Annotated in this window: 26 protein-coding genes; 13 read left to right on the top strand and 13 right to left on the bottom strand. The window is 64.6% G+C overall.

The genetic code is table 11. The features are described 5' to 3' along the window. Nucleotides 1-317: 317 nt before the first annotated feature. Both VJV41_RS08785 and VJV41_RS08780 read right to left on the bottom strand, forming a co-directional pair. Nucleotides 318-557 carry a hypothetical protein gene (locus VJV41_RS08785; protein ID WP_325332915.1) on the bottom strand — a complete coding sequence of 80 codons (240 nt, stop codon included), beginning with the start codon at nt 555-557 and terminating at the stop codon, nt 318-320. Between the two features lie 58 nt (nt 558-615). Further along, entirely contained in the window at nt 616-981 is a 366-nt protein-coding gene (locus VJV41_RS08780; RefSeq protein WP_325332914.1) for a hypothetical protein, read from the bottom strand. A 129-nt stretch (nt 982-1,110) separates the two neighbouring features. Here VJV41_RS08780 and VJV41_RS08775 point away from each other — a divergent pair, with 129 nt between their 5' ends. After that, entirely contained in the window at nt 1,111-2,742 is a 1,632-nt protein-coding gene (locus VJV41_RS08775) for a fatty acid--CoA ligase (RefSeq protein ID WP_325332913.1), read from the top strand. A gap of 62 nt (nt 2,743-2,804) precedes the next feature. Here VJV41_RS08775 and VJV41_RS08770 read toward each other — a convergent pair whose 3' ends face one another. Beyond that, nucleotides 2,805-3,665: an oxygenase MpaB family protein gene (locus VJV41_RS08770; RefSeq protein ID WP_325332912.1), complete on the bottom strand. Its 861-nt coding sequence runs from the start codon at nt 3,663-3,665 to the stop codon at nt 2,805-2,807. Here VJV41_RS08770 and VJV41_RS08765 point away from each other — a divergent pair. Next, the gene (locus tag VJV41_RS08765; RefSeq protein ID WP_325332911.1) at nt 3,664-4,812 is read left to right on the top strand and encodes a dihydrodipicolinate reductase; all 1,149 of its coding nucleotides are present in this window, start codon (nt 3,664-3,666) and stop codon (nt 4,810-4,812) included. The two genes, VJV41_RS08770 and VJV41_RS08765, sit on opposite strands and share 2 nt — an antisense overlap. A 78-nt stretch (nt 4,813-4,890) precedes the next feature. Further along, on the top strand, nt 4,891-5,397 hold the full coding sequence (locus VJV41_RS08760; RefSeq protein ID WP_325332910.1) for a hypothetical protein: 507 nt from the start codon (nt 4,891-4,893) through the stop codon (nt 5,395-5,397). Here the strand turns inward: VJV41_RS08760 and VJV41_RS08755 are convergent. After that, complete coding sequence (locus VJV41_RS08755; RefSeq protein ID WP_325332909.1) at nt 5,394-6,002, bottom strand: hypothetical protein; 609 nt, start codon at nt 6,000-6,002, stop codon at nt 5,394-5,396. The genes VJV41_RS08760 and VJV41_RS08755 overlap by 4 nt on opposite strands. 212 nt (nt 6,003-6,214) lie before the next feature. Here VJV41_RS08755 and VJV41_RS08750 point away from each other — a divergent pair, with 212 nt between their 5' ends. Beyond that, the gene (locus VJV41_RS08750) at nt 6,215-6,505 is read left to right on the top strand and encodes a DUF1330 domain-containing protein (RefSeq protein ID WP_325332908.1); all 291 of its coding nucleotides are present in this window, start codon (nt 6,215-6,217) and stop codon (nt 6,503-6,505) included. A 7-nt stretch (nt 6,506-6,512) separates the two neighbouring features. Here VJV41_RS08750 and yaaA read toward each other — a convergent pair whose 3' ends face one another. From yaaA to VJV41_RS08735, 3 genes are all read right to left on the bottom strand, one after another. Next, on the bottom strand, nt 6,513-7,259 hold the full coding sequence (yaaA, locus tag VJV41_RS08745; protein WP_325332907.1) for a peroxide stress protein YaaA: 747 nt from the start codon (nt 7,257-7,259) through the stop codon (nt 6,513-6,515). A 36-nt stretch (nt 7,260-7,295) separates the two neighbouring features. Next, nucleotides 7,296-7,886 (bottom strand): peptidoglycan endopeptidase, encoded by a 591-nt coding sequence (locus tag VJV41_RS08740; protein ID WP_325332906.1) that lies wholly within the window; start codon nt 7,884-7,886, stop codon nt 7,296-7,298. 559 nt (nt 7,887-8,445) lie between these two features. After that, nucleotides 8,446-9,582, bottom strand: a complete 1,137-nt coding sequence (locus VJV41_RS08735) for an alkaline phosphatase family protein (RefSeq protein WP_325332905.1) — start codon at nt 9,580-9,582, stop codon at nt 8,446-8,448. A 99-nt stretch (nt 9,583-9,681) separates the two neighbouring features. On the opposite strand from VJV41_RS08735, the gene VJV41_RS08730 reads away from it, so the two are divergent. The 5 genes from VJV41_RS08730 (at nt 9,682) to VJV41_RS08710 (ending at nt 13,919) form a co-directional block, all read left to right on the top strand. Beyond that, nucleotides 9,682-10,473, top strand: a complete 792-nt coding sequence (locus tag VJV41_RS08730) for a metalloregulator ArsR/SmtB family transcription factor (RefSeq protein WP_325332946.1) — start codon at nt 9,682-9,684, stop codon at nt 10,471-10,473. Between the two features lie 29 nt (nt 10,474-10,502). After that, nucleotides 10,503-11,246 (top strand): DUF899 domain-containing protein, encoded by a 744-nt coding sequence (locus VJV41_RS08725; protein WP_325332904.1) that lies wholly within the window; start codon nt 10,503-10,505, stop codon nt 11,244-11,246. A 114-nt stretch (nt 11,247-11,360) separates the two neighbouring features. After that, nucleotides 11,361-11,621 (top strand): isochorismatase family protein, encoded by a 261-nt coding sequence (locus VJV41_RS08720; protein WP_325332903.1) that lies wholly within the window; start codon nt 11,361-11,363, stop codon nt 11,619-11,621. A gap of 268 nt (nt 11,622-11,889) precedes the next feature. Next, nucleotides 11,890-13,134, top strand: coding sequence for an acyltransferase (locus VJV41_RS08715; RefSeq protein ID WP_325332902.1), 1,245 nt, complete (start codon nt 11,890-11,892; stop codon nt 13,132-13,134). Between the two features lie 92 nt (nt 13,135-13,226). After that, entirely contained in the window at nt 13,227-13,919 is a 693-nt protein-coding gene (locus tag VJV41_RS08710; protein WP_325332901.1) for an Rv0518 family GDSL lipase, read from the top strand. A 59-nt stretch (nt 13,920-13,978) separates the two neighbouring features. Here VJV41_RS08710 and katG read toward each other — a convergent pair whose 3' ends face one another. Both katG and VJV41_RS08700 read right to left on the bottom strand, forming a co-directional pair. Further along, complete coding sequence (katG, locus tag VJV41_RS08705; protein ID WP_325332900.1) at nt 13,979-16,153, bottom strand: catalase/peroxidase HPI; 2,175 nt, start codon at nt 16,151-16,153, stop codon at nt 13,979-13,981. A gap of 52 nt (nt 16,154-16,205) precedes the next feature. After that, complete coding sequence (locus tag VJV41_RS08700; RefSeq protein ID WP_414684918.1) at nt 16,206-16,640, bottom strand: Fur family transcriptional regulator; 435 nt, start codon at nt 16,638-16,640, stop codon at nt 16,206-16,208. A gap of 196 nt (nt 16,641-16,836) precedes the next feature. On the opposite strand from VJV41_RS08700, the gene VJV41_RS08695 reads away from it, so the two are divergent. After that, nucleotides 16,837-17,205 carry a hypothetical protein gene (locus VJV41_RS08695; protein ID WP_325332898.1) on the top strand — a complete coding sequence of 123 codons (369 nt, stop codon included), beginning with the start codon at nt 16,837-16,839 and terminating at the stop codon, nt 17,203-17,205. 1 nt (nt 17,206) lies between these two features. Here VJV41_RS08695 and VJV41_RS08690 read toward each other — a convergent pair whose 3' ends face one another. The 3 genes from VJV41_RS08690 to VJV41_RS08680 all read right to left on the bottom strand — a co-directional run bounded on the left by VJV41_RS08690 (nt 17,207) and on the right by VJV41_RS08680 (nt 20,038). Continuing rightward, nucleotides 17,207-17,962, bottom strand: coding sequence for a glutamine amidotransferase (locus VJV41_RS08690; RefSeq protein WP_325332897.1), 756 nt, complete (start codon nt 17,960-17,962; stop codon nt 17,207-17,209). A gap of 292 nt (nt 17,963-18,254) precedes the next feature. Further along, the gene (locus VJV41_RS08685) at nt 18,255-19,541 is read right to left on the bottom strand and encodes a septum formation family protein (protein ID WP_325332896.1); all 1,287 of its coding nucleotides are present in this window, start codon (nt 19,539-19,541) and stop codon (nt 18,255-18,257) included. Nucleotides 19,542-19,774: 233 nt separating this feature from the next. Next, a complete protein-coding gene (locus VJV41_RS08680) occupies nt 19,775-20,038 on the bottom strand; it encodes a hypothetical protein (RefSeq protein WP_325332895.1) in 264 nt (87 codons plus the stop codon). 132 nt (nt 20,039-20,170) lie between these two features. Here VJV41_RS08680 and VJV41_RS08675 point away from each other — a divergent pair, with 132 nt between their 5' ends. Further along, nucleotides 20,171-20,656 carry a hypothetical protein gene (locus tag VJV41_RS08675; RefSeq protein ID WP_325332894.1) on the top strand — a complete coding sequence of 162 codons (486 nt, stop codon included), beginning with the start codon at nt 20,171-20,173 and terminating at the stop codon, nt 20,654-20,656. A gap of 9 nt (nt 20,657-20,665) precedes the next feature. On the opposite strand, the gene aceA is transcribed toward VJV41_RS08675, so the two are convergent. Further along, entirely contained in the window at nt 20,666-22,966 is a 2,301-nt protein-coding gene (gene aceA, locus VJV41_RS08670; RefSeq protein WP_325332893.1) for an isocitrate lyase ICL2, read from the bottom strand. A 183-nt stretch (nt 22,967-23,149) separates the two neighbouring features. On the opposite strand from aceA, the gene VJV41_RS08665 reads away from it, so the two are divergent. Both VJV41_RS08665 and VJV41_RS08660 read left to right on the top strand, forming a co-directional pair. Further along, entirely contained in the window at nt 23,150-23,506 is a 357-nt protein-coding gene (locus VJV41_RS08665; RefSeq protein ID WP_325332892.1) for an MmcQ/YjbR family DNA-binding protein, read from the top strand. 74 nt (nt 23,507-23,580) lie between these two features. Next, nucleotides 23,581-24,561 (top strand): squalene cyclase, encoded by a 981-nt coding sequence (locus tag VJV41_RS08660; RefSeq protein ID WP_325332891.1) that lies wholly within the window; start codon nt 23,581-23,583, stop codon nt 24,559-24,561. Nucleotides 24,562-24,573: the final 12 nt, after the last annotated feature.

Here is a 24,573-nt window from a genome sequence, read left to right as displayed (position 1 = left end):
CTGGCGAACTGCACGGCCCAATGCGGTGGTGATCAATCGCCGATCGTTTGCCGCAACCATTGCCTTCGGTGGCGCCGCCACCGTCGGTGTTGGTGCACTGCGCGTATGCCGACGGCTCGTGTTGGTCGGACGCCATCCCGTTGTTGCAAGCGCGTGGGCTGAACATCGCTTCTGTGCAGAACCCCTTGCGCACCCTGGAAGAGGATCGTGAATTTGCCCGCCGCGAAGACGAACCTGCGTCGGCACATCGGCCAAGACACCGGCGACGAGGTCACGGTGCGACTCGAGGCACGCCTCATCTAGAACGAGCCGCGTCGTTACAGAATGCGGCGGGTTGACCTACCCATCTGGTAGCCGGCTGGAAAAGACTTCTCGATCACCCGGAGCTGGTCGTTGGCCTTGGACTCCAGTTCTAAGACCACACAGCCCTCGCCGAGAACCTTGGACTCCAAAACGATGTAGTGCTGGCCGCCACCGTTGACGTCGGTGACGTGTTCCCCCGAACGCAGCGCCTCGACCGGCACAAGCTCGGACGCCTTTGTATGGTGTGTCTCCACCCTGGCCACCGTAGGCGAATCCTTCGGGCGCCGGGTCGCTTTCGGACGACGATCCGGGTCAGCCGACGGCGGCCGCGTACCCGACTCCTCCCAAGAAAATCGCGACCGCGCACAACACGAAAGTGCCGACCGCGAACGGCCATCCGGGTTTGCGCCGAGCCAGCTGGATGATCGTCAGCGCCAGTCCGACGACCCCGATCCCGAACGCAATGATCAGTGCCATTCCGACAGCGTTAACCGCTCCGTCCACGCTGCAGCTTTCTGGAGGGCAGTAGTCCAGGAATGCCAGCGAGAACAACCCCATCGCTCCCGCGACCACTCCGAGCGCCAGTGTGAGAACGAGGGCGCCGATCGAGATCAGCAGATCGTGTGTGGCGACGGGCGGTTTCGGGGGCTGCGGTGGGGGATAGCTGGGGTAACCCATGGCAAGCGATGTTATCGGCAACTCTTCGGCGGTTTCGGGCCGATTTGGCGGCGCATCGACAATCATGGGCGCCAGCGGCTCTCGCGGGGGGATGGGCGCAGAGCGACCACACGCACCTTGGGGGTATTGATGCGCAGCACCATGCAGGACTTCCCGTTGACGGTGACGGGGATCCTGCGGCACGGCACTCGCTGGAATTCGAACCGGAAAGTCATTACCGCGACCGCCGGCGGGTATCGCGAAATCAGCTTCGGGGAACTCGGCACGCGAGCTGCCCAGTTGGCCCACGGGCTGCGCCAGATCGGAGTGACCGACGGCGACCGCGTCGCGACCTTCATGTGGAACAACCAGGAACACCTCGAGGCGTACTTCGCCGCACCCTGTATGGGCGCAGTGCTGCACACCTTGAATATCCGGCTCGCTGGTGATCAGGTTCTGTTCATCGCCAATCAGGCGCAGGATCGTGTCGTCGTGGTCGACATGTCGTTAGCCCCGCTGCTGGCCGCCGTGCTTCCCGAGATGGAGTCGGTGCAGACCGTGGTCGCTGTGGGCGAGGGCGATCTGGAGCCGCTGTCGGCCTCGGGCAAGACCGTGATCCGCTACGAAGAGCTTCTCGATGGGAAGCCGATCGAGTACGACTGGCCCGATGTGGATGAAACCAGTGCGGCCGCAATGTGTTACACGAGCGGCACTACTGGACATCCGAAGGGAATCGTCTACAGCCACCGCTCGAACTATCTGCACTCGATGTCGGTTTGTGCGGCCAACGCACTCGGCCTTGGTGATGGAGACCGGGTGCTGCCGATCGTGCCGATGTTCCACGCCAACGCCTGGGGTCAGCCGTATGCGGCGGTGATGGCCGGCGCGGACCTGCTGCTGCCTGACCGCTTCCTGCAGGCCGCCCCACTGGTCGACATGATCGAACGGCACCGGCCCACGGTCGCGGCAGCGGTGCCGACGATTTGGAACGACGTGCTGCAGTATCTGCACGCCAATCCGGGACGAGACATCTCGTCGCTGCGTCTGGTGGTGTGCGGAGGCTCAGCGGTGCCGCTGGGAATGATGAAGGAGTACGAGAAGACCTACGGCGTACACATCCGCCAGGGCTGGGGCATGACCGAGACCTCACCACTGGCCGCCCTCGCGACGCCGCCGCCCGAAGTCACCGGTGAGGACCACTGGACGCTGCGCGGCAGTGCGGGCCGGGTGTTGTGCGGGGTCGACGTCCGCGTCGTCGACGACGCCGGCAGTGTATTGCCATGCGACGGTAAGGCGGTGGGGGAGATCGAGATTCGCGGGCCATGGATCACCGGCTCGTATTATCAGAACGCCGATCCGTCGAAGTTCGACGACGGGTGGTTGCGAACCGGTGACGTCGGCCGAATCGACCCGCAGGGCTTCATCACCCTCACCGACCGCGCCAAGGACGTCATCAAATCCGGCGGTGAATGGATCTCGTCGGTCGAGCTGGAACTCTGCATCATGGAGCATCCGGCCGTGCTGGAGGCGGCCGTGGTAGCGGTCCCCGACGACCGGTGGCAGGAGCGCCCGTTGGCGGCGGTGGTCTTGAAAAAGAACAAGTCGACGACGCCCGCCGAGTTGCGAAAGTATCTGTGTGACAAGGTCGCCCGGTTTTGGCTGCCCGAACGGTGGACATTCATCGACGAGGTGCCGAAGACAAGTGTCGGCAAGTTCGACAAGAAGATGATCCGCTCTCGCTATGCCGACGGCGCCTACGAGGTCATCGAATGCCGAGACTGAGAACACCTACTCTCTGGTGTCTCCAGCTTTCGCGGAGTTGGTGAGCGACAACGCGATAGGTGTCAGTGGTCTGCGGTCAACGCCCACCGAATGCCGCCGACCAGCACGCGGCCGGTCGCCCGGATGACGGTTGCCTCGATAGGCGGAAAGTAGGGCAGCAACAAGGGCATTCGCGCCCAAGCCGGCAGCATTGCCACAGAGGTGGCCGCCAAAACGCCATACGGTGCCCTGGCGACTATCGGCAACGGCGGAGTCAACAAGAGATAGCGTGCGGCGTCGCGGGCTGCCGGCGTGCCGGACAACTCCGGCCGGTAAGCCTCGATCCGTTCGGCCAATTCCCGCTCGGTGCGCGGCGGATCGGGCACGCCGAGTGCGGTCGCAACGCGCGCGGTGTCGGCCACATAGCCGTCGCGGCCGCCCTGATCGAGTGGCGCGGCACCATAGAGCTGGTGTGCCAGTAGGAAACTGTCCACCTCGGCGATGTGGACCCACGCGAGCAGGTGGGGATCTGAGGCGTCATATGCCCTGCCGTCCGGCGCTACCCCGTGCACTCGCCGGTGGATGCCGCGGACGCGGTCGACGGCGCGCTGTGCATCGTCAGCAGGGCCAAAGGTGGTGACCGCGAGAAACGTGCTGGTGCGCTGCAGTCGGCCCCACGGATCGCCGCGGTAGTCGGAGTGCCCGGCGACACCGGCCATCGCCAGCGGGTGCAACGACTGCAGCAGCAGTGCGCGCAAGCCACCGACGAACATCGAGGCGTCGGCGTGTACCCGTCGGATCGGTCGGTCTTCCTCAAACCAGCGTGGGCCAGGGGTGTGGTGGATGCGTGTCCGGTTCGCAGGACCGTCCGGCCCGGCAACCATGCCGAATAGGCTTCGCCCCAGGTTCTTGCGCACTGCCCCGAGGTCGGGCAACACCGTCATGGTGTCGACGGTACGCGCTACTGACGGCCCGAGCCAGACCATCGGTATTACCGTTGTCGCTACGGTAAGGTTCGTCACGCTGGAGGTGATCGTGGGCTACAAGGTCGTGCACTGCGGTACGGGCAATATCGGAGCGGTCGCGTTGAAGGCGATCCTGCAGCATCCCGATCTGGAACTGGTCGGTCACTATGTCAGTACGCCGGCCAAGGCGGGCCGCGATTCTGGCGAGCTCGTCGGGCTGCCACGGGCAGGGGTGACGGCAACCGCCGAATGGGCGGACCTGCACGACGTCGGCGCCGACTGCATCACGTATTTCGGCAATAGCATTGGCAGAGAACGAGATGCCGTTTCCGATCTCGTCCCGTTTCTCGAGCGAGGCACCAACGCCGTCACGTTCTCCGGGTTCGAAATCGCGCATCCCGCGACCGCGCCGGCGGAACTGCGCGCGCCGATCGATGCCGCCTGCCGGACAGGCAACAGCACGTGCTACTTCACCGGGATCGACCCAGGGTGGGCCACCACCGATCTCGCGATCGCCTCGCTGGCGGCCGCAAACAGGGTCGACTGCATTCGTGTGCTCGAGCTCGGTTGGTGGGGTGACTACACCGCGGGATTCGTGTGCCGGGAGTATTTCGGCTTTGGGAAGGAGCCGGGCTTCACGCCTCTGCTGGTTACCGGCGGATTCATCGAAAAGATGTGGGCGCCAACGCTGTACCAGATCGCCGAGGTGTTGGGTCTCGAGGTTGACGAGTTTCGGGTGGTGTATGAAACCGATGGCCTCGACCACGACGTCGAGACGGGGTTCGGGACGGTTGAGGCGGGCACCGCGTCGGTCGTGCACTTCGAACTGCAGGCCTTATCGGGCGGTCGTCCGTTCGCCGTTGTCGAGCATGTCGACTGCGTGGCTCGTGACGTCGGCAAGCAGTGGAAACAACCGTTCGGGCCTGCGGACATGTCGTACCGGATCGAGATCGAGGGTGACCCAAGCTTCACGGTCGAGATGAACTTCGGTGGGCGCGGTGGCCAGATGTTGAGCGCGATGCCTGCGGTGAATTGTGTGCCGGCGGTATGCCAGGCCGGCCCGGGTCTGTTGGGGCCGCTGGATGTGCCCCGTTATTGGACCCCAGGCAGGCGTGGACGAGTCTGATCGCTTGTTTTGCTGTCGTGCGGACCGTCAATTATTACCGTGGTGGTACGCGACGAGAACGGATAGGCGGTACGGGCCATGCGTCAACGCATTGTGAACACACTTGCCGCGACAGTTGTGGCGATTCCGGCCGCGGCGCTGACCATCGGCATCGAGCCGGCAGCGGCGGGCGGCCCGAACGAAGGTGGCGGAACTCTCCTTCCGTTCGCTCAGGTTTATCGGCGCTGTGATTTCAGCACGAACACCCACACCGGGGCGACGGGCTATGCGAGGCCCACGGCCGTTCTGCGCACTACTTCCGGCGAGGTTATTGCTGATGTGCAGATTGCCAGCGCGGTGCCCGGCACCCACTACGACGTCAGGTTGATCCAGATGCCACGGCCGTCGTCTACACCGTGTGCTGCGGGTGATCCGGGGGTCGCGGTGGGTTCGCTCGAAACCGACGATGCGGGTGCCGCCGCCACGACTGTCCGCGGCCCGGTCGCCCCGGACGCGACAGGGGTTTGGATGTTCATCAGTCGACCGGGCGAATTCTCACAGACGCCGGCGGAGTTCTACACCACCGACTACGTGGCGAAGATCTAGCGGCTCAGCTCCCGATACTCGATCATCGGTTCCTTCTTGATGACCGTCGCGCCAGTCGTCACCAATAGTTCGGTCGGCGAGAGGGCATATGTGACGGCGGAATGCTGGGCTACGAACACGTGCGTGGGCGCGGCGCGCGCGGCGGTCGTCAGTACAGCGTCATCGCTGAGCCGGACACCTCGGTAGCCGTACTGTCCGCTCTGGTCGGAACAGATCACGACAAGTGATGCCGGCGTCCTGGCAATCGCAACCGCGGTTTGCGTCGCTTCACAGCGCGCGCTCGAGTCGACGAAACCTTTGTCGTCGACGGTGAAGGGCGCCGCCGCGTCGATCGGTGGGCTGATCGGGTCCGCAGGGCGCTCCGGTTGGGTCGCGGCGGCGGTCGCCCGCGGCGGCTCCGGGGGACTGGCTACAGGAACCGAGTGTGTGGTGGCCCATTTCAGCAATGCGCCGGCAACGAGAACAACAGCGCCGAGCAGTACAGCTGTTGCTCCGGCGGCAAGGCGCCGAATGTTGCGGGGCGGAGGCTGCTTGCGATGTCGGCCGCGAGGTCGGGAAGTCTCTGACACATATCCCGTGTTCGTGACCAAGATCGCTCCCGTCATGCAGCTTCGTGCACTTGTTAGTCGAAACGATTCCTCCGCGTGTTTCCATATTCTGCACGAACCGTTTGGTGCCGAGACCGCTCCACTGGGGATTGCTTACTCTGAGCCGCCAGCGCCGAATCGTGTTGAGCGCCTGCGGAATTTGCTAGCAACTCCTCAACAGTCGTGGCCTTCGCAGTTCCGCGGTTGCCGCTGCGGTTTACGGTGAAAGCATGACCGTCTACGCCATCGCTGCGCTGAAGTTCACCGATCGGGCGGCCTACAACCGCTATCAGGCTGCGTTCATGGAGGTTTTCCAGCAACATTCCGGATCATTGCTGGCCACCGATGAGTCTCCGCAGGTGGTAGAGGGAACGTGCGATCGAGAAAAGGTTGTGCTGATGTCGTTTCCCGATGAGGCGGCATTTCGTGAATGGGCGCAGTCGCCTGAATACCAACGAATTTCGCAGGACCGCCGGGCCGGCGCGGACACCGTGGTGTTGTTGGCGCAAGGGCTGTCCTGACGCGGCGTCAGGCGGGCACCACGACACACAACTCGCCGCCCCGGCGCTCCACCCGCATCCCGGCCCTGCGGGCGATGGTTGCGACCGCAGCGGCATCGTCGGGCTCGGATCTCGTGGTTGCCAACACTCGGGCCAGCCGGCCCTTGTGGGCCTTGTTGAAGTGACTGACCACCGTCCGCCGCCCGTCGGGATGCTCGGCGAGCACGTCCACCTTGACCGCACCGGGCAGCTTTCCGAGCGCCGCATAGGAACCCGACCGCAGATCTACCACCAACTCGTTCGTTGCGATGTCGGCAAGCACAGGTTCGAGTAACGGGCGCCATCGCGCCGCAAGGGTCGGCTGCCCTGGGAGCTTCGACGCCGCCGAGAGCCGGTAGGCGGGCACCGAATCTTCGGCACGCAGCAGACCGAACAGTGCGGAACCGATGGCCAGACGCGCGCGAGCACGTACCGCTGCCGAACCCCGCAGGGATTCGACGTCGAGCGCTTCGTACAACACTCCGGTGTATCGGCTGACGGCAGGTTGCGTCGGAGCGCTGCGCAGCGCGGCGTTGCGCTCTATCTCGGCGTCTTGTTTCGCGGAGATGCCGAGTGCCCGACGACACGATGGTCTGTCGGCAGCCAGTTCCACCAGCTCGTCGACGAGGGTTTTGCGCAACGGTCCGAGGCTGGGGAAGCTCAGCGCTTCCATGCGCAGCGGCGGTCCGTCGCCACCGATGCGCTTGGTCTCCGAGGGTGGAAGCAGCACGATCACGTCGAAGACGCTAACTCCTGCGGGCTATGCCCCGCGTCAGGCAGGTACTCCGAGATCCGGCGGCGGCGGAGCCATCGGATCCTCAGGAACCGGCGGCGGCTCGGGTGCGGGCGGCGGGGCCATCATGGGATCCGGAGCCGGTGCCAGCTCAGGCGCTGGAGGCGGCGCGAGTTCCGGCGCGAGTTCCGGGGCCGGCGCTTCTCCTGCCATCAGGACAACTGGGGCCGCGTCCGCGTCAGGCGCGACGGGCTCATCGGCCGGCATCGGCAAGAACATGTGGTGGCTGAACTGCTTCTGGTAGGCACCGCCGCCGCCGATCTTCACGCCGCCGCCCTCGCCCGAGGACACAGGAGTGCCGTCAGGCAACGTGGCAGCGGTATGGCCGCCGTTCCAGCCGACCACCAAGGCACCGGGTGCCGTCCCGTATTGGAAGCCACGTGCAAGAAGAGCTTGTTCGATATTGCCGGTGTTGAAGCGATCGCCGTAGATCGGCCTGCCGGTGGCGGCATTGGTCACCCACGACACCAGACCCGAGCAATCCGTGCCCCGTGGGGAATCCCCGCCGGAGATGTACGGCGTGCCCGAAACCGAGCTCACGAGCGTCAATAGCGTTACGGTGGCAAACATGCGGCCGGACGCTAACAGAGGTCTTTTAGCGCGCCAAAATCTGTGACACCCTTCACAACTCGTGCGGCGTACCGCCTACTTCACGAAATTCCGTGCACTGTGGAGTAATTGAAACTGCCACCGATGCTTGGGTTTTCGCGAATCAATGCTGGTAGCCAATGGTACTTACCTACGCAATCATCAACCGGCTGAAACTCGTATAGATATGGAAGCGTTGCGCGTTCGCGCTCGCGTGCGTGTGGCAACGCGTGACAGCCATCACATATCAAGGTCGCCAATAGTGATGCAGGTCACTCCGATTGCGAAGCGAAAAGCCCCAGGTCAGGACCGAGTGATTGGCTGTAGAGCCAGGGCGGCCGCCAATGAAGCTCCCTGCGACCAGATGAGGGCGACGGCTGTTCGTCGCTGCGCCTCTCGGATACGCGAACGCGGCCGACAATCTACGGCGATGTGCGAACGATGGTCGCCAATAATGTTGTAGTGCAAGCGGATTGCACTGCTTATCTGAAATATGTTGGGCCGCAGCTAGTCCTGTAGTCAGTCTTCTGAAAAGCGCGAGTCAGCCGTACGCGAGAAGCAGTGGGACCCGCTGTTCGGCGGTGCTCATCGACCCGTGGTGTCCGATCAGTGATGACTCCAACGGCTCCACCTTGCGTCGGACAAGGGCCGCTGCGCCTCGAGCCGCCGCGACAACGTCACCGATACGCGGCCGCACCTCATCGCCAACCCGTTCACCAAACCATCCGGCCGCGATCGCTTCCTCGCGCGACACCACCCACGCGCGCTCGGCCAACATCTCGCGCCAAGCCGCGAGAACACTGCCCTCCGCGCCCTCGTCGATATAGACGTGCCGGGCGCGTGCCTCACCGCCGATCGCCTGCACACCATCGAGGAACTGCTCGCAGTCGTCGATGTCCACAATGTCGGGAGCCTCGACGGCGACCATGCCGTGGTCGGCCACCACGGCGAGCATCCCTCCGGGCGGCAATCCCTCGATGACCGACTCCACCAAGCGGTCGACCTGCCGCAACTGAAGCCGCCACGCGGGGGATGCCGGGCCGTAAATGTGCCCGAGGAGATCGAGCTCGCTGTGATAGGCGTAGCAGAAGCCGCGGCCGGCCACCGCAGCGTGTACCGACGCGGCCAGATCCCCAAGCGCGTGCACACCGACGTAGCGGCCGCCGCGCAACACCGCGCGTGTCAGCCCTGAACCGGTGAATTCGGCGCGGGAGATGACGCTCACCGCAACACCCGCCGACGCGGCGCGCTCGAACGTCGTCGGCATGGGTTGCACCTGCTCCGGCGGCAGGTCCTGGCGGAGATCGGCGCCCCAGGGGTGGGGCCGCCACCTCAGCGCGTTGACCACACCGGTGCCCGGCATCAGAAAGGAGTAGCCCACCATGCCGTGCTCGCCGGATAGGCAACCCGTACCGACCGCGGCGATTCCTGCCGCCGTGGTGGACGGAAACCCGACTTGCAGTGTTTGGCCACGGAGTCCGGCCAGCACAGGGGCATCCGCGGCATAGGTGTCCAGCAGCTCGGCGCCCAGCCCGTCGATCAGCAGCACGCACGCGCCGGCGACGTCGCGCTGCAGAGGAATTCGACCCTCGAAGCCAGCCACGCCCATCGACTCGAGCACCGACGGCACCACGTCGGCGAGGTAGGGCATGTCGGGATCTGGCTGCGGCAAGTGCACAGATCAAGCGTGCCATATCCGACCCGTTGACATGCAGCCCTGCGGCTGCATATAGTCGAATGTGCAGCCAGAGGGCTGCATATTAGGGATATGGCAGAGATGGACGAGGTGTTCAAGGCGTTGGCGGATCCGAGCCGACGTCTGTTGCTCGACAGCCTGAACGCTCGAAACGGACAGAGCCTGCGCGAGTTATGCGCGCGGCTTTCGATGGCGCGGCAGTCGGTCAGCAAGCATCTGGCCGTACTCGAAGCGGCGAACCTGGTCACCACCGTCTGGCGGGGGCGGGAAAAGCTGCACTACGTCAACGCCGAGCCGATCAACGCCATCGCCGATCGCTGGATCAATCAGTACCACCGTGCGCGGGTGCAGACACTCGCCGACTTGAAAACCGCATTGGAGACCGAATCAATGAGCAGTAGCGCCGAATTCGTCTACACCACCTACATCCGCACGACGCCGGAACGACTTTGGCAAGCGATCACCGACCCTGCCTTCTCCCGCCGCTACATGGGTCACGCGATGGTGTCGGATTGGAGCAAGGGCTCGACGTATGCGTGGGTCCAGGACGAACTCGAGATCGAGCATCCCGACCAGGTCATCCTCGAATCCGATCCGTACCGTCGGCTGGCGTTTGCCTTCCACACCTTCGTGCCTGAGCTGGCCGCCGCGGGATTGAGTGAGGAGACGATCGCCAAGGCCGCGGCCGAGAAGCGCTCGAAGGTGTCCTTTGATATCGAGTCGGTCGGCGACGGCCAGGTCAAACTGACGGTCATTCATGGTGATTTCGGCCCCGACAGCACCGTGCGCGGGCTGATCTCCGGTGGCTGGCCGAAGAAGCTGTCAGACCTCAAGTCGGGACTCGAGGCCGGCCGCTCCGACAAGCTGAACTGAACATCGAAAGCCGAAGGGAGACAATGAAGATGACGACACCCCCTGTTGTATCGCCACAGGAGTGGCAGTCCGCGTGGCGGGCATTGCTGGTCAAAGAAAAGGAACTCACCCGTGCCCGCGATGCCCTGGCCGCGCAACGCAGACGCATGCCCTGGCAGGCGATCGAGAAGGAGTACGTGTTCGACGGCCCCGACGGCAAGAAGAGCTTGCTCGACCTATTCGACGGGCGGCGCCAACTGATCATCTACCGCGCGTTCCTCGATCCCGGTGTGCACGGATGGCCCGAACACGGCTGTGTGGGTTGCTCTTTGATGGCCGACCACATCGGCAACCTCTCTCATTTGAACGCCCGCGACACCACGATGGTGTACGCCTCGCGTGGGCAGCAATCCGACATCGAGCGGATAAAGGCGCGGATGGGCTGGGAGATACCGTGGTTCACCATCACCGACGACTTTGACAAAGACTTCGGCGTCGACGAATGGCATGGCACCAACGCATTCATCCGCGACGACGACGGTCACATCTACCGCACCTACTTCATCAACAACCGCGGCGACGAGGTGTTCGTCAACACCTGGAGCTTCCTCGACATGACCGCCCTTGGACGCCAAGAAGAATGGGAGGACTCGCCAGAGGGTTATCCCCAGTCCCCGCCGTATGAGTGGTGGTGCTGGCACGACGCGTACGCCGAGCACACGCCGTCGCGGTGGTTCGGCGACCCCGACCCGGACGATCCGGACGATCTACGGCCGCCGCGCAAGGACTCCTAGTCCACTCGTTACCGAGCGTGCGGAATATGACAGAAATCGGCCGAAATCCATCACATATCGCACTCTCGAATGTCCGGCTCGCCTCGATCGGCACGTCGCATGAACGATGGCGCGGTGGCTGCGCTTGGTGAGCGGTGCTTCCCGCCGCTGAGCGATGCCGCCGCCCGGGTCATCGGCAAGTCGACCAGTGGGCCGCTGGCGGGCACGCGCATCGATGCGCACCTTTGGGCAGTGAATGCGGATCCGGTCGTGGTCACGGGCGTGATGACGGATATGTGCGTGACCGGGATGACACGTGAACTGGCCGACAGCGGTTTCGAGGTCGTCGTGGTGGCCGATACCGACGCCGTCGTCGCGGAATCTACCCATACCTGAGCGAACGACCCTGCATTAGCAGTCAGGCCCCCGACAGCCAGTGCTATTGCCTAGCAACGGTTTCCAGTGTTGATTGCAGGCATGCGGCCCAGCTAAGACACGGCGGGACTCGCAGGAATCGCACAGCATTGCAATCGCGCGATCCAACCGCCGACACTGGTACTCTGCGAACGCTGCCGGTTGTAGGTCGCGGGAGGCGTACCGCCCGGACGCGGATACAACGGCGTAGCCCGAACGAAACAGCAGAGTCCCTCACGAAACGAGTTTTGTGCGCACCGGAGAGATACGAGCCCTGTCCGGCCTGCGCATCGTGGCCGCCGTCTGGGTCGTGCTCTTCCACTTCCGCCCGCTGCTCGAACAGGCAGCGCCGGGGTTCAGGTCGGCGCTTGCGCCGGTGCTCAACTGTGGCGCTCAGGGTGTCGACCTGTTCTTCATCCTCAGTGGATTCGTGCTCACGTGGAACTATCTCGACCGCATGGGAGAGTCCTGGTCAACGCGGGCGGTCCTGCACTTTCTCTGGCTGCGACTCGCCCGAGTATGGCCGGTCTACCTGGTCACCTTGCATCTGGCCGCGGCGTGGATCATCTTCACGCTCCATGTCGGTCACATCCCGTCACCGGTCGCCGACCATCTCACCGCGGTCAGTTACGTCCGCCAGGTCCTGCTTGTCCAACTGTGGTTTCAGCCGTTCTTCGACGGTTCGAGCTGGGACGGCCCGGCCTGGTCGATCAGTGCGGAATGGCTGGCCTACCTGCTATTCGGCGGGCTCGTGCTGGTGATCTTCCGGATCGCGTCGGCAACGAGGGCGCGGGGCTTGCTGTGGCTGGCACTGGCCGCTTCGCTGCCGCCGCTACTGCTCCTATCGGCCACCGGTCTGTTCTACACGCCGTGGAGCTGGCTGCCGCGCATCGTCATGCAGTTCACCGCGGGCGCGTTGGCGTGTGCTGCCGTGCGCAAGTTGCGGCTATCTGATCGCGCGCGCCGCGGCGCGGGGTATCTGTCCGTGGTGCTCGCGGGTGCAATGGTCGGCGCGCTGTACCTCTTGGACGCGTATCCGCCGGCAAAGATCCTCGACGCGAGCGGACTCGTCGATGTGCTGTTCGTCCCGTTGGTGGTGACACTCGCGGTGGGAGTCGGCACTCTGCCGAGGCTGTTGTCCACCCGGGTGATGGTGTACTGCGGGCACATCTCGTTCGGCCTGTACATGGTCCACGAGTTGGTACACACCGCGTGGAATTGGACCGTCGCCCAGTTTGAACTCACATTGGGATCCGACGTCGCCGGAAAGTTGACGCTCATCGGCCTGCTCGCGATCGCCGTCGGCGGTGCCGCTGCGCTGTTTCACTTCGTCGAAGAACCTGCCCGTCGGTGGATGCGCCGGATGGTCGATGCCCGCGAACCGCGCGCCGACGCTCCGTCTGAGCCGGCCGCCGACGTCGGACACGGCAAGCTGCAACCCATTCACGGTGTCCGCGAAACGCGAACGCCCGAGGTTTCCGCGCGCGCCGGGTGATCATGGGGGACAAGCTTTTACTTTCCTGTGCGATCACCGCGCGGTAGTGCGTCGACGGCAAGTTTGGGTCAATTGAGCCCTAGGCTGTAGCCGTGAGTCGCGTTGTCACCGTCCTTCTCTCGTTCGCTCTGTTGGTCGGCGTTGGCTGTCAGCGCCCAACGCCGGTGAGTCACAAGGAGATACTGACCCTTGACTACACCGCGAACCGCATCGCGGTGATCGGCGATTCGTACACGACAGGCAGCAACGAGGGTGGCAACGGGCCGAGAGGCTGGACCGCCCTCGCTTGGCAGACGCTGGCCCGGCAGGGCGTGCCGATCGCAGCCGACGTCGGAGCCGAGGGCGGAGCCGGATACGGCATACGCGGCAACCGCGGAAGCGTGTTCGAGGATCTGACCGAGCGGACGCTCAAGCCCGACGATGCGCTGGTGGTGTTCTACGGCTCCCGCAACGACCAGGGAGTCGATCCGATGCAGTTCTCGATCTTGGTCTACGGCACCTTTCAACTGGCACGGCGGCTCGCGCCGTCCGCGCGGTTCCTCGTGATCGGGCCGCCGTGGCCGACAGCCGACCCACCGGATGCCGTGCTGCGGATCCGCGACGCCCTGCGATATCAGGCCGGCATCGCGGGCGCCGAGTTCGTCGACCCGATCGCCGAAGGCTGGTTCGTCGGCAGGCCGGAGTTGATCGGCAAGGACGGCGTGCACCCGACCGACGCGGGGCACGCGTATATGGCGGACAAGATCGCGCCCCTCATCGGCGGCCAGTTGTTGCGACGGGTCTGAAATGCACGACACCCCCGCCGGCCGCGTCGGCCAGCGGGGGTGTCGCTCGAGGTTATCGATCAGGCCAGATCGAACCTGTCGTTGTTCATCACCTTGACCCACGCCTTGGCGAAGTCAGCGACGAACTTCTCCTTGGCGTCGTCGGTGGCGTAGACCTCGGCAAGCGAACGCAGGATCGAGTTCGAACCGAAGACCAGATCCGCGCCGGTGGCTGTCCACTTGGGCTTGCCGGTGGCGCGGTCGCGACCCTCGTACACGTTCTCCGTCGACTCGGACACGTCCCACACGGTGCCCATGTCGAGCAGGTTGACGAAGAAATCGTTGGTCAACGTGCCGGGCTTATCGGTGAACACGCCGTGCTTGGTGCCGCCGTTACCCAGAGCCCGCAGGCCACCGATGAGAACCGTCATCTCGGGTGCGGTCAGGTTCAACATGTACGCACGGTCAACCAGCAGCCGCTCCGCCGGAGTCTTGTCGCCGGCGCGCAGATAGTTGCGGAAGCCGTCGGCCCGCGGCTCTAGCCACTTGAACGAGTCGACGTCCGTCTGCTCCTGCGTGGCGTCGGTGCGCCCCGGCGCGAACGGCACCGTGATGTCGTGGCCCGCATCCTTGGCCGCCTTCTCGATAGCCGCGCTGCCGCCCAACACGATCAGGTCCGCGAGCGAGACCTTCTTCCCTCCGGATGCCGAGCCGTTGAAGTCCGACTGGATCTTCTCGAGCGCCGGCAACACCTTATCGAGGTCGGCCGTCCTGTTCGCCTCCCAATCCTTCTGCGGTGCAAGGCGAATGCGGGCACCATTGGCACCGCCACGCAGGTCGGTGCCGCGGAAGCTGGCCGCCGACGCCCATGCCGTCGAGACCAGCTGGGAGACAGAGAGACCCGAGTCGAGGATCTTGGCCTTGAGGTCCTTGGCGTCTTCGTCGGTGATCAGCTCGTGGTCGACTGCAGGGACGGGATCCTGCCACAGTTGCGGCTCGGGGACCCAGGGACCGAGGAAACGCTCGACAGGCCCCATGTCGCGGTGCAGCAGCTTGTACCACGCCTTGGCGAACGCCTCTGTCATCTCGTCGGGGTGGTCCAACCAGCGCTGGGTGATCGGCCCGTAGATCGGGTCGACCCGCAACGCCAGGTCCGTCGTCAGCATCGTCGGGTGAGTCTTGCCCGAGCCGAACGCCTCGGGCACCGAGTCCGAGCCCGCCCCGTCCTTCGGTCGCCACTGGTTGGCACCCGCGGGACTCTGGAACAGCTCCCACTCGTAGGCGTACAGGGTCTCCAGGAAACTGTTGTCCCACGTGGTGGGGGTGGGGGTCCAGATGCCCTCGAGCCCGCTGGTGATCGCGTCCTTGCCGACACCGGTGCCCTGAGGGTTCACCCAGCCGAGACCCTGGAATTGCAGGGGGCAACCCTCCGGCTCGGGACCGACGAGATCGGCGTTACCCGCGCCATGGGTCTTGCCGACCGAGTGGCCGCCCACGATCAGCGCCGCGGTCTCCTCGTCGTTCATCGCCATCCGGCCGAAGGTCTCGCGGATATCCCGCGCGGCAGCCAGCGGATCCGGCTTGCCGTTGGGTCCCTCCGGATTGACGTAGATCAAGCCCATCTGCACGGCGCCGAAAGGCTCGGCGAGGTCCCGTTCGCCGCTGTAGCGCTCATCTCCGAGCCAGGTGTCCTCTGAACCCCAGAAGATCTCCTCCGGCTCCCAGATGTCGTCGCGCCCAAAAGCGAAGCCGAATGTCTTCAATCCCATGGATTCATAGGCAGCGTTGCCCGCGAAGACCAGGAGGTCGGCCCAGGAGATCTTGCGGCCGTACTTCTGCTTGACCGGCCACAGCAACCGACGCGCCTTGTCCAGGCTCGCATTGTCGGGCCAGCTGTTGAGCGGCGCGAAGCGCTGTGCGCCTTCGCCGCCACCGCCGCGGCCGTCGTGTACGCGGTAGGTCCCCGCCGCGTGCCAGCTCAGCCGGATCATGAGCGGCCCGTAGTGGCCGAAGTCGGCCGGCCACCAGTCCTGCGACGTGGTCAACACCTCGATGACGTCGCGCTTGAGCGCCTCGACATCGAGCTTCTTGAATTCCTCCGCGTAGTTGTAATCGTCGCCCAGCGGACTGGCCTGCGGGTCGTTCTTGTGCAGGACCGAAAGGTCCACCTGATCTGGCCACCAGTCCTGGTTCGTATGGGGCCGTCCGACCTTGGGAGTGGGGGACGAGATTGCCGGGTTTTCGCTCTCGGACACGTCGATCCTTCCTTACTTCTTGACTTCTTGCGGTTGATGAATCGGGCTGTGATCACGGGTGTGATCGGGAAGCTTGAGATGCCGAGCAGTCGGGGCACAAACCCCAGTAGATGACTTCGGCCTCGTCGATCGAGAAGCCGTTGTCATCCGACGCGACCAGACAAGGTGCCTCACCAGTCGCGCAGTCGACGTCTCCGATAGTTCCGCAGGACCGGCACACCACATGATGGTGGTTGTCGCCGACCCGCGATTCATAGCGGGCGACGGAGCCGGACGGCTGGATTCGGCGGACCAGCCGCGCCGAGGTCAGGGCCGCCAATACGTCATAAACCGCCTGGCGGGATACGTCGGCCAGCTCGGTGCGCACGACCGAGAAGATCGTGTCCGTATCGGCGTGCGGATTCGAATGCACCGCCTCCAGCACTGCGAGCCGAGGACGGGTCACGCGGAGGTCGGCCGCACGCAGCTGCTCCGTGAAATCCGACATCGAGGGCACCCACACAATATGGACCCTTTTCTGGAATCAGTCAAGACTTCAGGAGGGCCAGTTTCGCGGTCCGCCGATTGGCTAGGCCGCTGACCACGGTCCAGAGCGCAATGAAAATTGTTGACCGCGAACACAATACGCACTGCGGGCATGGCCGTCCTGCTGATCGCCATGGGTACGTCGTACCCTCATCGTCATGGGCTGGTTCGATCGGGCGCGAAAGGCGAGTGCCGGCCAGCGTGTCACCCGCTCGGACACTCAGCGCGCGATGGCCACGGTCGATGAGCTCAACGCGGTGAATGCCGAACGACAACGGCTGATGCGCGACGGTCTCGTCGGCACCGCAACGATCACCGACATCCACGAAAACGTCGCGACCACGACCCTGGGCACCTGGCACGAACTGGTACTCGAGGTGCAGGTGCCGAACCGCGACCCGTATCGGGCGACGCGCCGCGTGACAGTCGAACTCTCGGCATCGCCGCACATTCGCATCGGCGCGCAATTGCCTGTCCGGGTGGACCCACAGGACCGGTCGACAGTATTGCTCGTCGCCAGCCCGTAGATCAGGTTCGTCGTGCGTACCGCTCGATGAATCTACGCAGAATCGTCGGGGGGTGTTCGATGTTGCGTTGCCGGGCAGTCGATTTCAGGGACTCGGCCGCCTCCGGGTCAAAGTAACCGTAGTCCTTGTAGACGTCTATTCGCGTGCAGATACCGTCGGCGTCGAGTTCGGGGTGAAACTGCGTCGCATATACGTTGTCGCCGACGCGGAATGCCTGGACCGGACAGTCGACCGAGGTAGCCAGACGGACGACATCGGCGGGAAGGGAACTGGCCGCTTCCTTGTGTCCGCCGTAGGCGTCGAACACGTCTGGAAGCCCTGTGAACAATGGATCCTCCCGACCCGCTGCGGTGAGTTCAACGGTGACGGCGCCGACCGGCTCGGTGTAGGTGCGATCGACGATCGCGCCGACTGCCGAACCGAGCGTGCCCACGCCGTAACAGCATCCGAGAAAGGGAAAGTCGTCGTCGGCTATGCGCTCGATCAGAGGCATGATCTCGGACTCGACGCGTTGTTGGGTCGCCGACTTCACGTCGGAAGGGTCGCTGATGTTGTATGGTCCGCCGCCCAGGATGATCCCGGCCCATTCCGCGAGATCGATCCGTCCCAATTGCTGATGGGTCAACCGAATCCGGTGCAGCCCCAATTCATCGAGCCCGGCGAAGCGCATCATCGCCCGATACTCATCGTCAGCCGCTTCATCTTCGGCACGGATCGACAGAAGCAGGAAGGGGGCGTGGTCGGTGTCTGTCGGCATGCTCGTGCAGTCGGCGCAGTATCTACGTGTGTGAACCGGTCAGCTCAACAAACACAGCGAAAATGACCGTGGCGACGCGCATACCGTCGACAGTAACGGGATTTGGCCACGGCGTTGTCAACGAAGCGCCGGTTCCCATGTATCAAAAGCCGGCCGGGACCTCAGGGGCGCCATATACCAGTAGGTTGCTGCCTGTGAACAGCCCGCATCATCTGCTGTAGCCGAATAGTGGCGGTGAGCGTCGTAAGTGCCTCGCTCGGTTTCGAAAAGGCGGGCCAGACAATGGCATTCGTCAGGCCGCTGGTGGCGGTGGCTCAGGTGGAGGAAACACCGGCAAGGTGATGGCTGGCAGGCCTGGAATCTCGATAACCGGCGGCCCCGGCGTCTCCGACGTCGTTGCTGGGACGGGCGCCGGTGGGGGTGGCGTGCTTGTAGTCGGTGGCGCACTCGTGGCCGTTGACGTGCTCGAAGTGGTTGTCGGGGACGGGCTCGCGGTCGACGCCGGCGTTGGTGTTGGCGTTGGCGTCGTCGTCTGCGGCGTCGCGACGACTGGTCCTGGGCTCGGCGGTGGTGGTGGCGGCGCCGGCGCTGCCGGTGGCTGGCCGTCATTCGTTGGCTGACGTCTGGCGCTCCCGGTCAATGTGGCCCAGCTCTGGTCGTCACGGACCATGCCGATGCGGCACGCAGCTTGACGGCTGCCCGCCGACCAGCTTGCGGGCGTGACCGTGCTGTAGTGCAGTGTCAGACCTGTGCCGGGCAGCGTATCCGGGGCGAGATAACTGTCGGTCATATGCGTGCACACGTCCCTGATGAACGCATCCTGGTCCGGCTGGGTGGGCGGCGCGCCGGTGAACCGGTCGGCGAGGTTCACTGTGCCGGTGATCTCGGCCGCGTGCGGGGTAGCGCAGTCGACCGGGATGTCCGTCGGCTGTTTGGTGCCCGGGTCGACGCTCAAACACGTGCCTGCCGGCCACACCTTCGACTGGTCCTGTTCGGCCACCTTTCCCTTGAAGGGAATCGGCTGGCCGTTCGGCCCGAGTAGTTGCAGCCCGCACAACAGACGACGGTCGGCGGACTGCGGTCCCGCGTTGCCCGGCCAGAGCACGGCGATGGTGAACCGACTGTCGGGGTCGTAGTGGGTGCCGAGATAGCGGCGCACGGTGAGCTGGCACGGCTCTTGGAAGTTGCGCATGTCGACCGGCTCGGCGACCTCGAACATGTGGTCGTCTCTGCAGAATACGAAGCTCGGCCGGTCAGGCGTATCAGGCGGCCAGTTCAGGCAGGCGCCGCTGGTGGCGTTGCCGAACACGACGGTTGCGCGATGGTTTGCGCTCGAATCGACCGCATCGCCGGCGGCGGGATTCGCCTCGGTGCGAAGGACGGTGACGATCCCGGCCACCAGCAGACCGCTGAGGGCCGTAATCAACAGTTGACGGGCCGGCCCCGAACGCCGCCGAGGTTCCCGACCCAACGGCGCCGAACCTTCGCTGGTTCGGGCGCTTTGCGGACCAAGCGCACCGAGCGCCTTCGCCAGGTCGGCGGTTTCCTCCTGCGGTGGCGATTCGGACGAAGCGTTCATCACCTGCGCCCGGGCGAATCGAGCAGGCTCAACTGTTGGCGGCAACGCAACGTTGGCAACGACGTAGCGCTCCCCACGGCCGTGAGCGGCTCCCGTTTGCCAGGCATGGGCACCTACGATCGCATAGCTCATCGCGTCGCGCCATCCGACGCCTCTAAAGCTTCCGTTCTGTCGCCTCGTCGTAATTTGCGGTGGCTAACTGGCAGCCGTCGTGTTCAGTTCGGGCTACTGGGCTACTGGGCTACTAAGCCGTCGAAAGGCGGAGCGGGTGGCGGCGGGGGAGGCACGCGCGGATCCCTCTCGCACAAACCCGTCTCGATATTCAGCGCCAGACCCGGCAGGCAGAACGGAGCACAACCGTTGGTGACCCCGGTTTCACCGGGCAGGCATGCCGAACTGACGGCGGGTGAGACGACGGTGACCAACCCCATCGGGGCGGCCGTCAGAGCCGCAACCGACAGCGCCGCGATCGCACATCGTCGGAATGCCTCTGTCATCGTGGACTCCTAGCCGTCGCTTCAGGCACTTCAGTGTAGGAGCGCGCGAGCTTCCCGACGTGGCTTAACGATCCTCGCTGAGACAATTGCGTAATCGGCGCGACCCGCGTCGAGCGGTTCTACCGTGGGGATATGACAGACCAGTCACCTGCGGTCGTGGTCTCGCATCCGCCAGATGCAATGCTCAAGGCCGTCAACCCGATCCTTCGATTCCTTTTGCGCACTCCGATCATGGGCCCAGGACGCGACCGCCTGATGGTCGTCAGCTTCAGCGGCCGCAAGACCGGGCGCCGCTACACAATTCCGTTGAGCGCCCACCGGATCGACAACACTTTGTACGCGTTGACCGGTGCACCCTGGAAGCGGAACTTCCGCGACGGCGCCGCCGCCGAGGTCTTACACAACGGAAAGTCCACGACCATGCGCGGCGAACTCATCCAGGACCGCTCGGTTGTCGCCGATCTCTACCGCCGATGCGCCGAGTCGTATGGTGTCAAGGGCGCAGAACGCATGATGGGATTGAAGTTCCGCGATCAACGCGTTCCTACGCTCGACGAGTTCGCCGAAGCGGTCGACCGAGAAGGGCTCGCCGCGGTCCGGCTCAGTCCTTCCGGCTGACACCGCCGGTTAGGCCTCCTTGCGGATCAACTTCCACAGTGCCTCTCGGTCGGGCGCCAACAGCTCGGCGATGCGCTCGTGGTTCAAGTCGGCGACGATGATCTCGCCCACTTCTTGATAGACGTCGCGGAAGATGCCGTGCGACTTCATCTTTTCCGTCTGATACAGGTTGTCCTCAGTCGGGGTGACGTAGTACACCGCGTCGGCCTTGAAGCGGTGGATGAGCCACAGGTGCACCAACGACATCAACCGCTTCTGCCGCAGTTTCTCCGAGAAGGTGTTCTGGTCACGCACCGTCAGGATGCTGCGGCCATGCCGGTCTTTGATCGGGTCGACGATCACGTTGGCGAGCTTTTCCTCCTCGCCACCGTCGCGCTCGCCGAAGATGCCGAGTTCCAGCACGTCGGAGCCGGGACGCGTCGGCCGTAGCTGGACACGGAGCGTCTCGCCGAGTTGGTAGTGATCGCTCCACATCGCCAACCATTCCTCCAGCAGCTTCTTGGGCACCTCGGTCTGCACGAGGTGCTGGTGCTGCGTGGATCCCTTGCCCATCGACTTCGTCGTCGCTGTCCGGCCGGACGAGGCGGCCAGCGCGGCGTCGCTGCGCGGCCCGCCGACCAGGGTTTGCGGCGTGCGGTACGGCGACTCGACCAGGCGCAGCTTGCGCTGCAAGCGAGCCAGCGACAGCATGCCGTCCTGTTTGAGCGCGGTCGCGAATTCCTCGGCGGCCACGCCGTCGATCTGGTGTCCGCCGTACGTCATGAAATTGAAGACGAAGCCCATCTTGCCGAGTTCCTCAGGGAACTTTCGCATCTCGTCGTCGCTCATGCCGGTGGTGTCCCAGTTGAACGAGGGGGAGAGGTTGTACGCCAGCATCTTGTCGGGGAACTCGGCGTGGATCGCCTCGGCGAACTCGCGCGCGTCGGCGAGATCCGCGGTCTTGGTCTCCATCCAGAGGATGTCGGCGAACGGCGCCGCGGCCAGCGACTTGGCGATCGCGTACGGGATGCCGCCGCGGAGCTGGTAGTAGCCCTCGGGGGTCTTCGCCAGCTCGGGATCCCACTTGGCGACGACGCCGAGTTCCTTGGCCTTCTCACGTGCGGTGTACAGCGACGCACGCTTGGCGAACGACCGCCACTGCGCGACGCTCATTGCGAGCGGTTCGCCGTCGCTCTCGGCGAATTCGAGCAATTCGGCGACGGCCTCGCTGTAGGTCTGCAGCCCGGCGTCGTTCTCCCAGGCCTCGACGAACCGCGACTCGACTCGGTCGTACAGGTCGTCGTTCGGCGGGGCCCCATGCTCGAGCCAGGTGGCGGCCGCATCGGCGATCACGTCGAGCAGGCCTTGGCGTTGAAGCCAGGCGCGCGCGTTGTCGTACTCGCCGTCGGCCAGGGCGTACAGCATGAACCCGTTGAGCTCCGTGATTCCCCGGTCGTAGAACTCGCGCATCATGGCCAGGAAGCAGGCCTTGTACGGCGGGATCTTCAGGTTGGTGACGCCCAGCAGGAACGGCTGATCACGCTCGTCTGCGCGGCTGTCGATCAAATTGGCCGCCTCGGCGTCGGTGCGCGCGACGATGATCCCGGGCACCCCCATGACATCGAGCTGGAAGCGAGCGGCATTGAGGCGCTTGATCTGTTCGTCGGACGGCACCAGAACCTTGCCACCCTGATGGCCGCACTTCTTTGTACCGGGGCGTTGGTCCTCGATGTGGTATCCCGGCACGCCGGCTTCGACGAAGCGGCGAATCAGGTTTCGCACGTGGGGATCTCCGCCGTGGCCGGTATCGGCGTCGGCGATGATGAACGGCCGGAAGTCGACCGGCGGGGTAGAAGCGCGCTGCTGTTCGGTCATTCGCAGGCGCAGGTACTGCTGATTGCGGTCGGCGGTGAGAAGGGCGCGCACCAGTCCGGCGGCCTCGTCGGGCACCTGGCTGAGGGGATAGCTGGCGAGATCGGGCCCGGGATCCTCGCTGGTGGACCCCTTGGCGGAGGTTGCCCAGCCACCGAGGTAGATGCCCTCGATGCCCATCCGCTTCATCGTCACCGCCTGGCCCGGCGAGTAGGGGCCGAAGGTGGTGATGCTCTTGCGCTCGGCGAAGAGCTCGCGCAGGCGATCGTAGAAGGCCGCCGCGGCCTCTCGCGCCACGATGTAATCGCTCGGTATCGTGCCGCGCTGCTCTACGACCTGACGGGCCGAGTAAAGCCGAATGTTTCCGTCGAAGCGCGGGCTGTCGAAATACCGCTGCATCGCGGCGACATCCCGTTCGAACGGCGTCTGCGGCTGTGCATCCGCTTCGATGATGGCCATCGGTTCACGCTCCTCGCTGAGCAAGTTCCCCCTGAGGTCTCGCGGTGGAGACCACTACATCTCCCGACAATACGACGAGCGTTCGCCAGCGATGAGTGGATCTACCGGTTGTCTGTCAGGAGGGCGACCGCGTACGGCAATACATCGGGTCAGGTGGATCCGATCTCGGGATACCGTGGGCTCATGACGCGCGACGAGGCGCTCGATTTATGCGCCGGTTTTCCCGGAGCTGCGGAAGAGTATCCGTTCGGAGATGGCCTCGCCGTATTCAAGGTCGGCGGCCGCATCTTCGCCCTCGTCGCGTTGGACGGAAACCCCGGTAACGTCAGTCTCAAGTGCGACCCGGGACTCGCTTTGGAGTGGCGCGCACGCTACCCGGCCGTTCGTCCGGGCTATCACCTGAACAAGCGTCATTGGAATACCGTCGAGTTCGACGGTGCGGTCGATGACGACGAATTGCGTGAAATGATCGACCACTCTTACGACTTGGTCGTGCGCCGGCTTCCAAAAGCCATGCGTCACCGGTTGTTGAAGACCTGACAGTCGCACCGCTGGCGGCCGATCCCGTTGCGGGCCTGGTGCATTGATGAGCAGCGACTCGCTAGAGTCGCCGTATGGTCGGTGATTCCCTGATCGCGTGGCTGCTGGACTCCGATCCAGCACTGCGCTGGCAAGTGGAGCGCGACCTCCTGCACGAATCGCCGGACACCTGGGAAGCGACGCGAGCGAGAATCTCTGCCGAAGGCTTCGGCGCGCGACTCCTTGAGCTTCAGGATTCGGACGGGCAGTGGGCCGGCGGCGCGTTCTTCCCCGCAGACTTCGACTTCGACAGTCCAGAGGCGGCAGAAGGTTCCGGCCAGCCCTGGACGGCGACGACCTGGACCCTGAACTCACTGAGGGAGTGGGGCTTCGAACCTGCTGTCTTGCGTGAGCGCCGCACAGCCGAGCTTCTCGCCGAGAACTCCCGCTGGGAGTACGAGAATCGGCCGTACTGGAGCGGCGAAGTCGACTGCTGTATCAATGCATGGACGGTCGCGAACGGCGTCTGGCTCGGAGCCGACATCACCGGCATCGTCGACTGGTTCCTCGAACACCGGTTACCCGACGGTGGCTGGAACTGCGAGTGGGTCGAGGGCTCGACACGATCGTCGTTCCATTCGACGCTCAACTCCCTCAAGGGCCTTCTCGCCTACGACGCCGCGACCGGAGGGACGGAGGCGACGAGTGCTGCCCGCCGCGCGGGGGAGGAATACCTCTTGCAGCGCGGACTCTTTCGGCGTCTGTCGACGGGCGAGCCAGTGGCACCGTGGGTCGATCGCTTCGTCTATCCGTTTCGGTGGTCCTACAGCGTCCTCAACGCGTCCGAGTACTTTCGCCAGGTCTCGCTGCATGAGGGCACGATGCCGGACCCTCGGATGGCTGACGCGATCGAGCTGATCCGGGCCGCCAGAAGGCCCGACGGAACGTGGCTGCAGGCCCGTCGGCACCCGGGCCGCGTGTGGTTCGAGGTCGACACGCCGGCGGGTGTGCCATCGAAGTGGCTGACTTTGTTCGGAACGCGCATGCTTGCGTGGTGGGACTCTCAGACACGGTAGGGCATCCGCGAC

It is taken from the genome of Mycobacterium sp. (assembly GCF_035274705.1).
Taxonomy (GTDB): domain Bacteria; phylum Actinomycetota; class Actinomycetes; order Mycobacteriales; family Mycobacteriaceae; genus Mycobacterium.
This window is presented reverse-complemented; position numbering and strand designations above follow the sequence as displayed.

Bases quoted from the DNA above. Each gene is read 5' to 3' on its own strand.
- VJV41_RS08690 (WP_325332897.1), bottom strand. From the start codon at position 17,962: ATGCCGACAGACACCGACCACGCCCCCTTCCTGCTTCTGTCGATCCGT.
- VJV41_RS08770 (WP_325332912.1), bottom strand. From the start codon at position 3,665: ATGACGGTGTTGCCCGACCTCGGGGCAGTGCGCAAGAACCTGGGGCGA.
- VJV41_RS08740 (WP_325332906.1), bottom strand. From the start codon at position 7,886: ATGTTTGCCACCGTAACGCTATTGACGCTCGTGAGCTCGGTTTCGGGC.
- VJV41_RS08695 (WP_325332898.1), top strand. From the start codon at position 16,837: ATGGGCTGGTTCGATCGGGCGCGAAAGGCGAGTGCCGGCCAGCGTGTC.
- VJV41_RS08765 (WP_325332911.1), top strand. From the start codon at position 3,664: ATGGTGTCGACGGTACGCGCTACTGACGGCCCGAGCCAGACCATCGGT.
- VJV41_RS08775 (WP_325332913.1), top strand. From the start codon at position 1,111: ATGCGCAGCACCATGCAGGACTTCCCGTTGACGGTGACGGGGATCCTG.
- VJV41_RS08700 (WP_414684918.1), bottom strand. From the start codon at position 16,640: ATGTCGGATTTCACGGAGCAGCTGCGTGCGGCCGACCTCCGCGTGACC.
- VJV41_RS08730 (WP_325332946.1), top strand. From the start codon at position 9,682: ATGGACGAGGTGTTCAAGGCGTTGGCGGATCCGAGCCGACGTCTGTTG.
- VJV41_RS08675 (WP_325332894.1), top strand. From the start codon at position 20,171: ATGACAGACCAGTCACCTGCGGTCGTGGTCTCGCATCCGCCAGATGCA.
- VJV41_RS08685 (WP_325332896.1), bottom strand. From the start codon at position 19,541: ATGAACGCTTCGTCCGAATCGCCACCGCAGGAGGAAACCGCCGACCTG.
- VJV41_RS08660 (WP_325332891.1), top strand. From the start codon at position 23,581: ATGGTCGGTGATTCCCTGATCGCGTGGCTGCTGGACTCCGATCCAGCA.
- VJV41_RS08725 (WP_325332904.1), top strand. From the start codon at position 10,503: ATGACGACACCCCCTGTTGTATCGCCACAGGAGTGGCAGTCCGCGTGG.
- VJV41_RS08665 (WP_325332892.1), top strand. From the start codon at position 23,150: ATGACGCGCGACGAGGCGCTCGATTTATGCGCCGGTTTTCCCGGAGCT.
- VJV41_RS08750 (WP_325332908.1), top strand. From the start codon at position 6,215: ATGACCGTCTACGCCATCGCTGCGCTGAAGTTCACCGATCGGGCGGCC.
- VJV41_RS08760 (WP_325332910.1), top strand. From the start codon at position 4,891: ATGCGTCAACGCATTGTGAACACACTTGCCGCGACAGTTGTGGCGATT.
- VJV41_RS08680 (WP_325332895.1), bottom strand. From the start codon at position 20,038: ATGACAGAGGCATTCCGACGATGTGCGATCGCGGCGCTGTCGGTTGCG.
- VJV41_RS08780 (WP_325332914.1), bottom strand. From the start codon at position 981: ATGGGTTACCCCAGCTATCCCCCACCGCAGCCCCCGAAACCGCCCGTC.
- aceA (WP_325332893.1), bottom strand. From the start codon at position 22,966: ATGGCCATCATCGAAGCGGATGCACAGCCGCAGACGCCGTTCGAACGG.
- VJV41_RS08755 (WP_325332909.1), bottom strand. From the start codon at position 6,002: ATGACGGGAGCGATCTTGGTCACGAACACGGGATATGTGTCAGAGACT.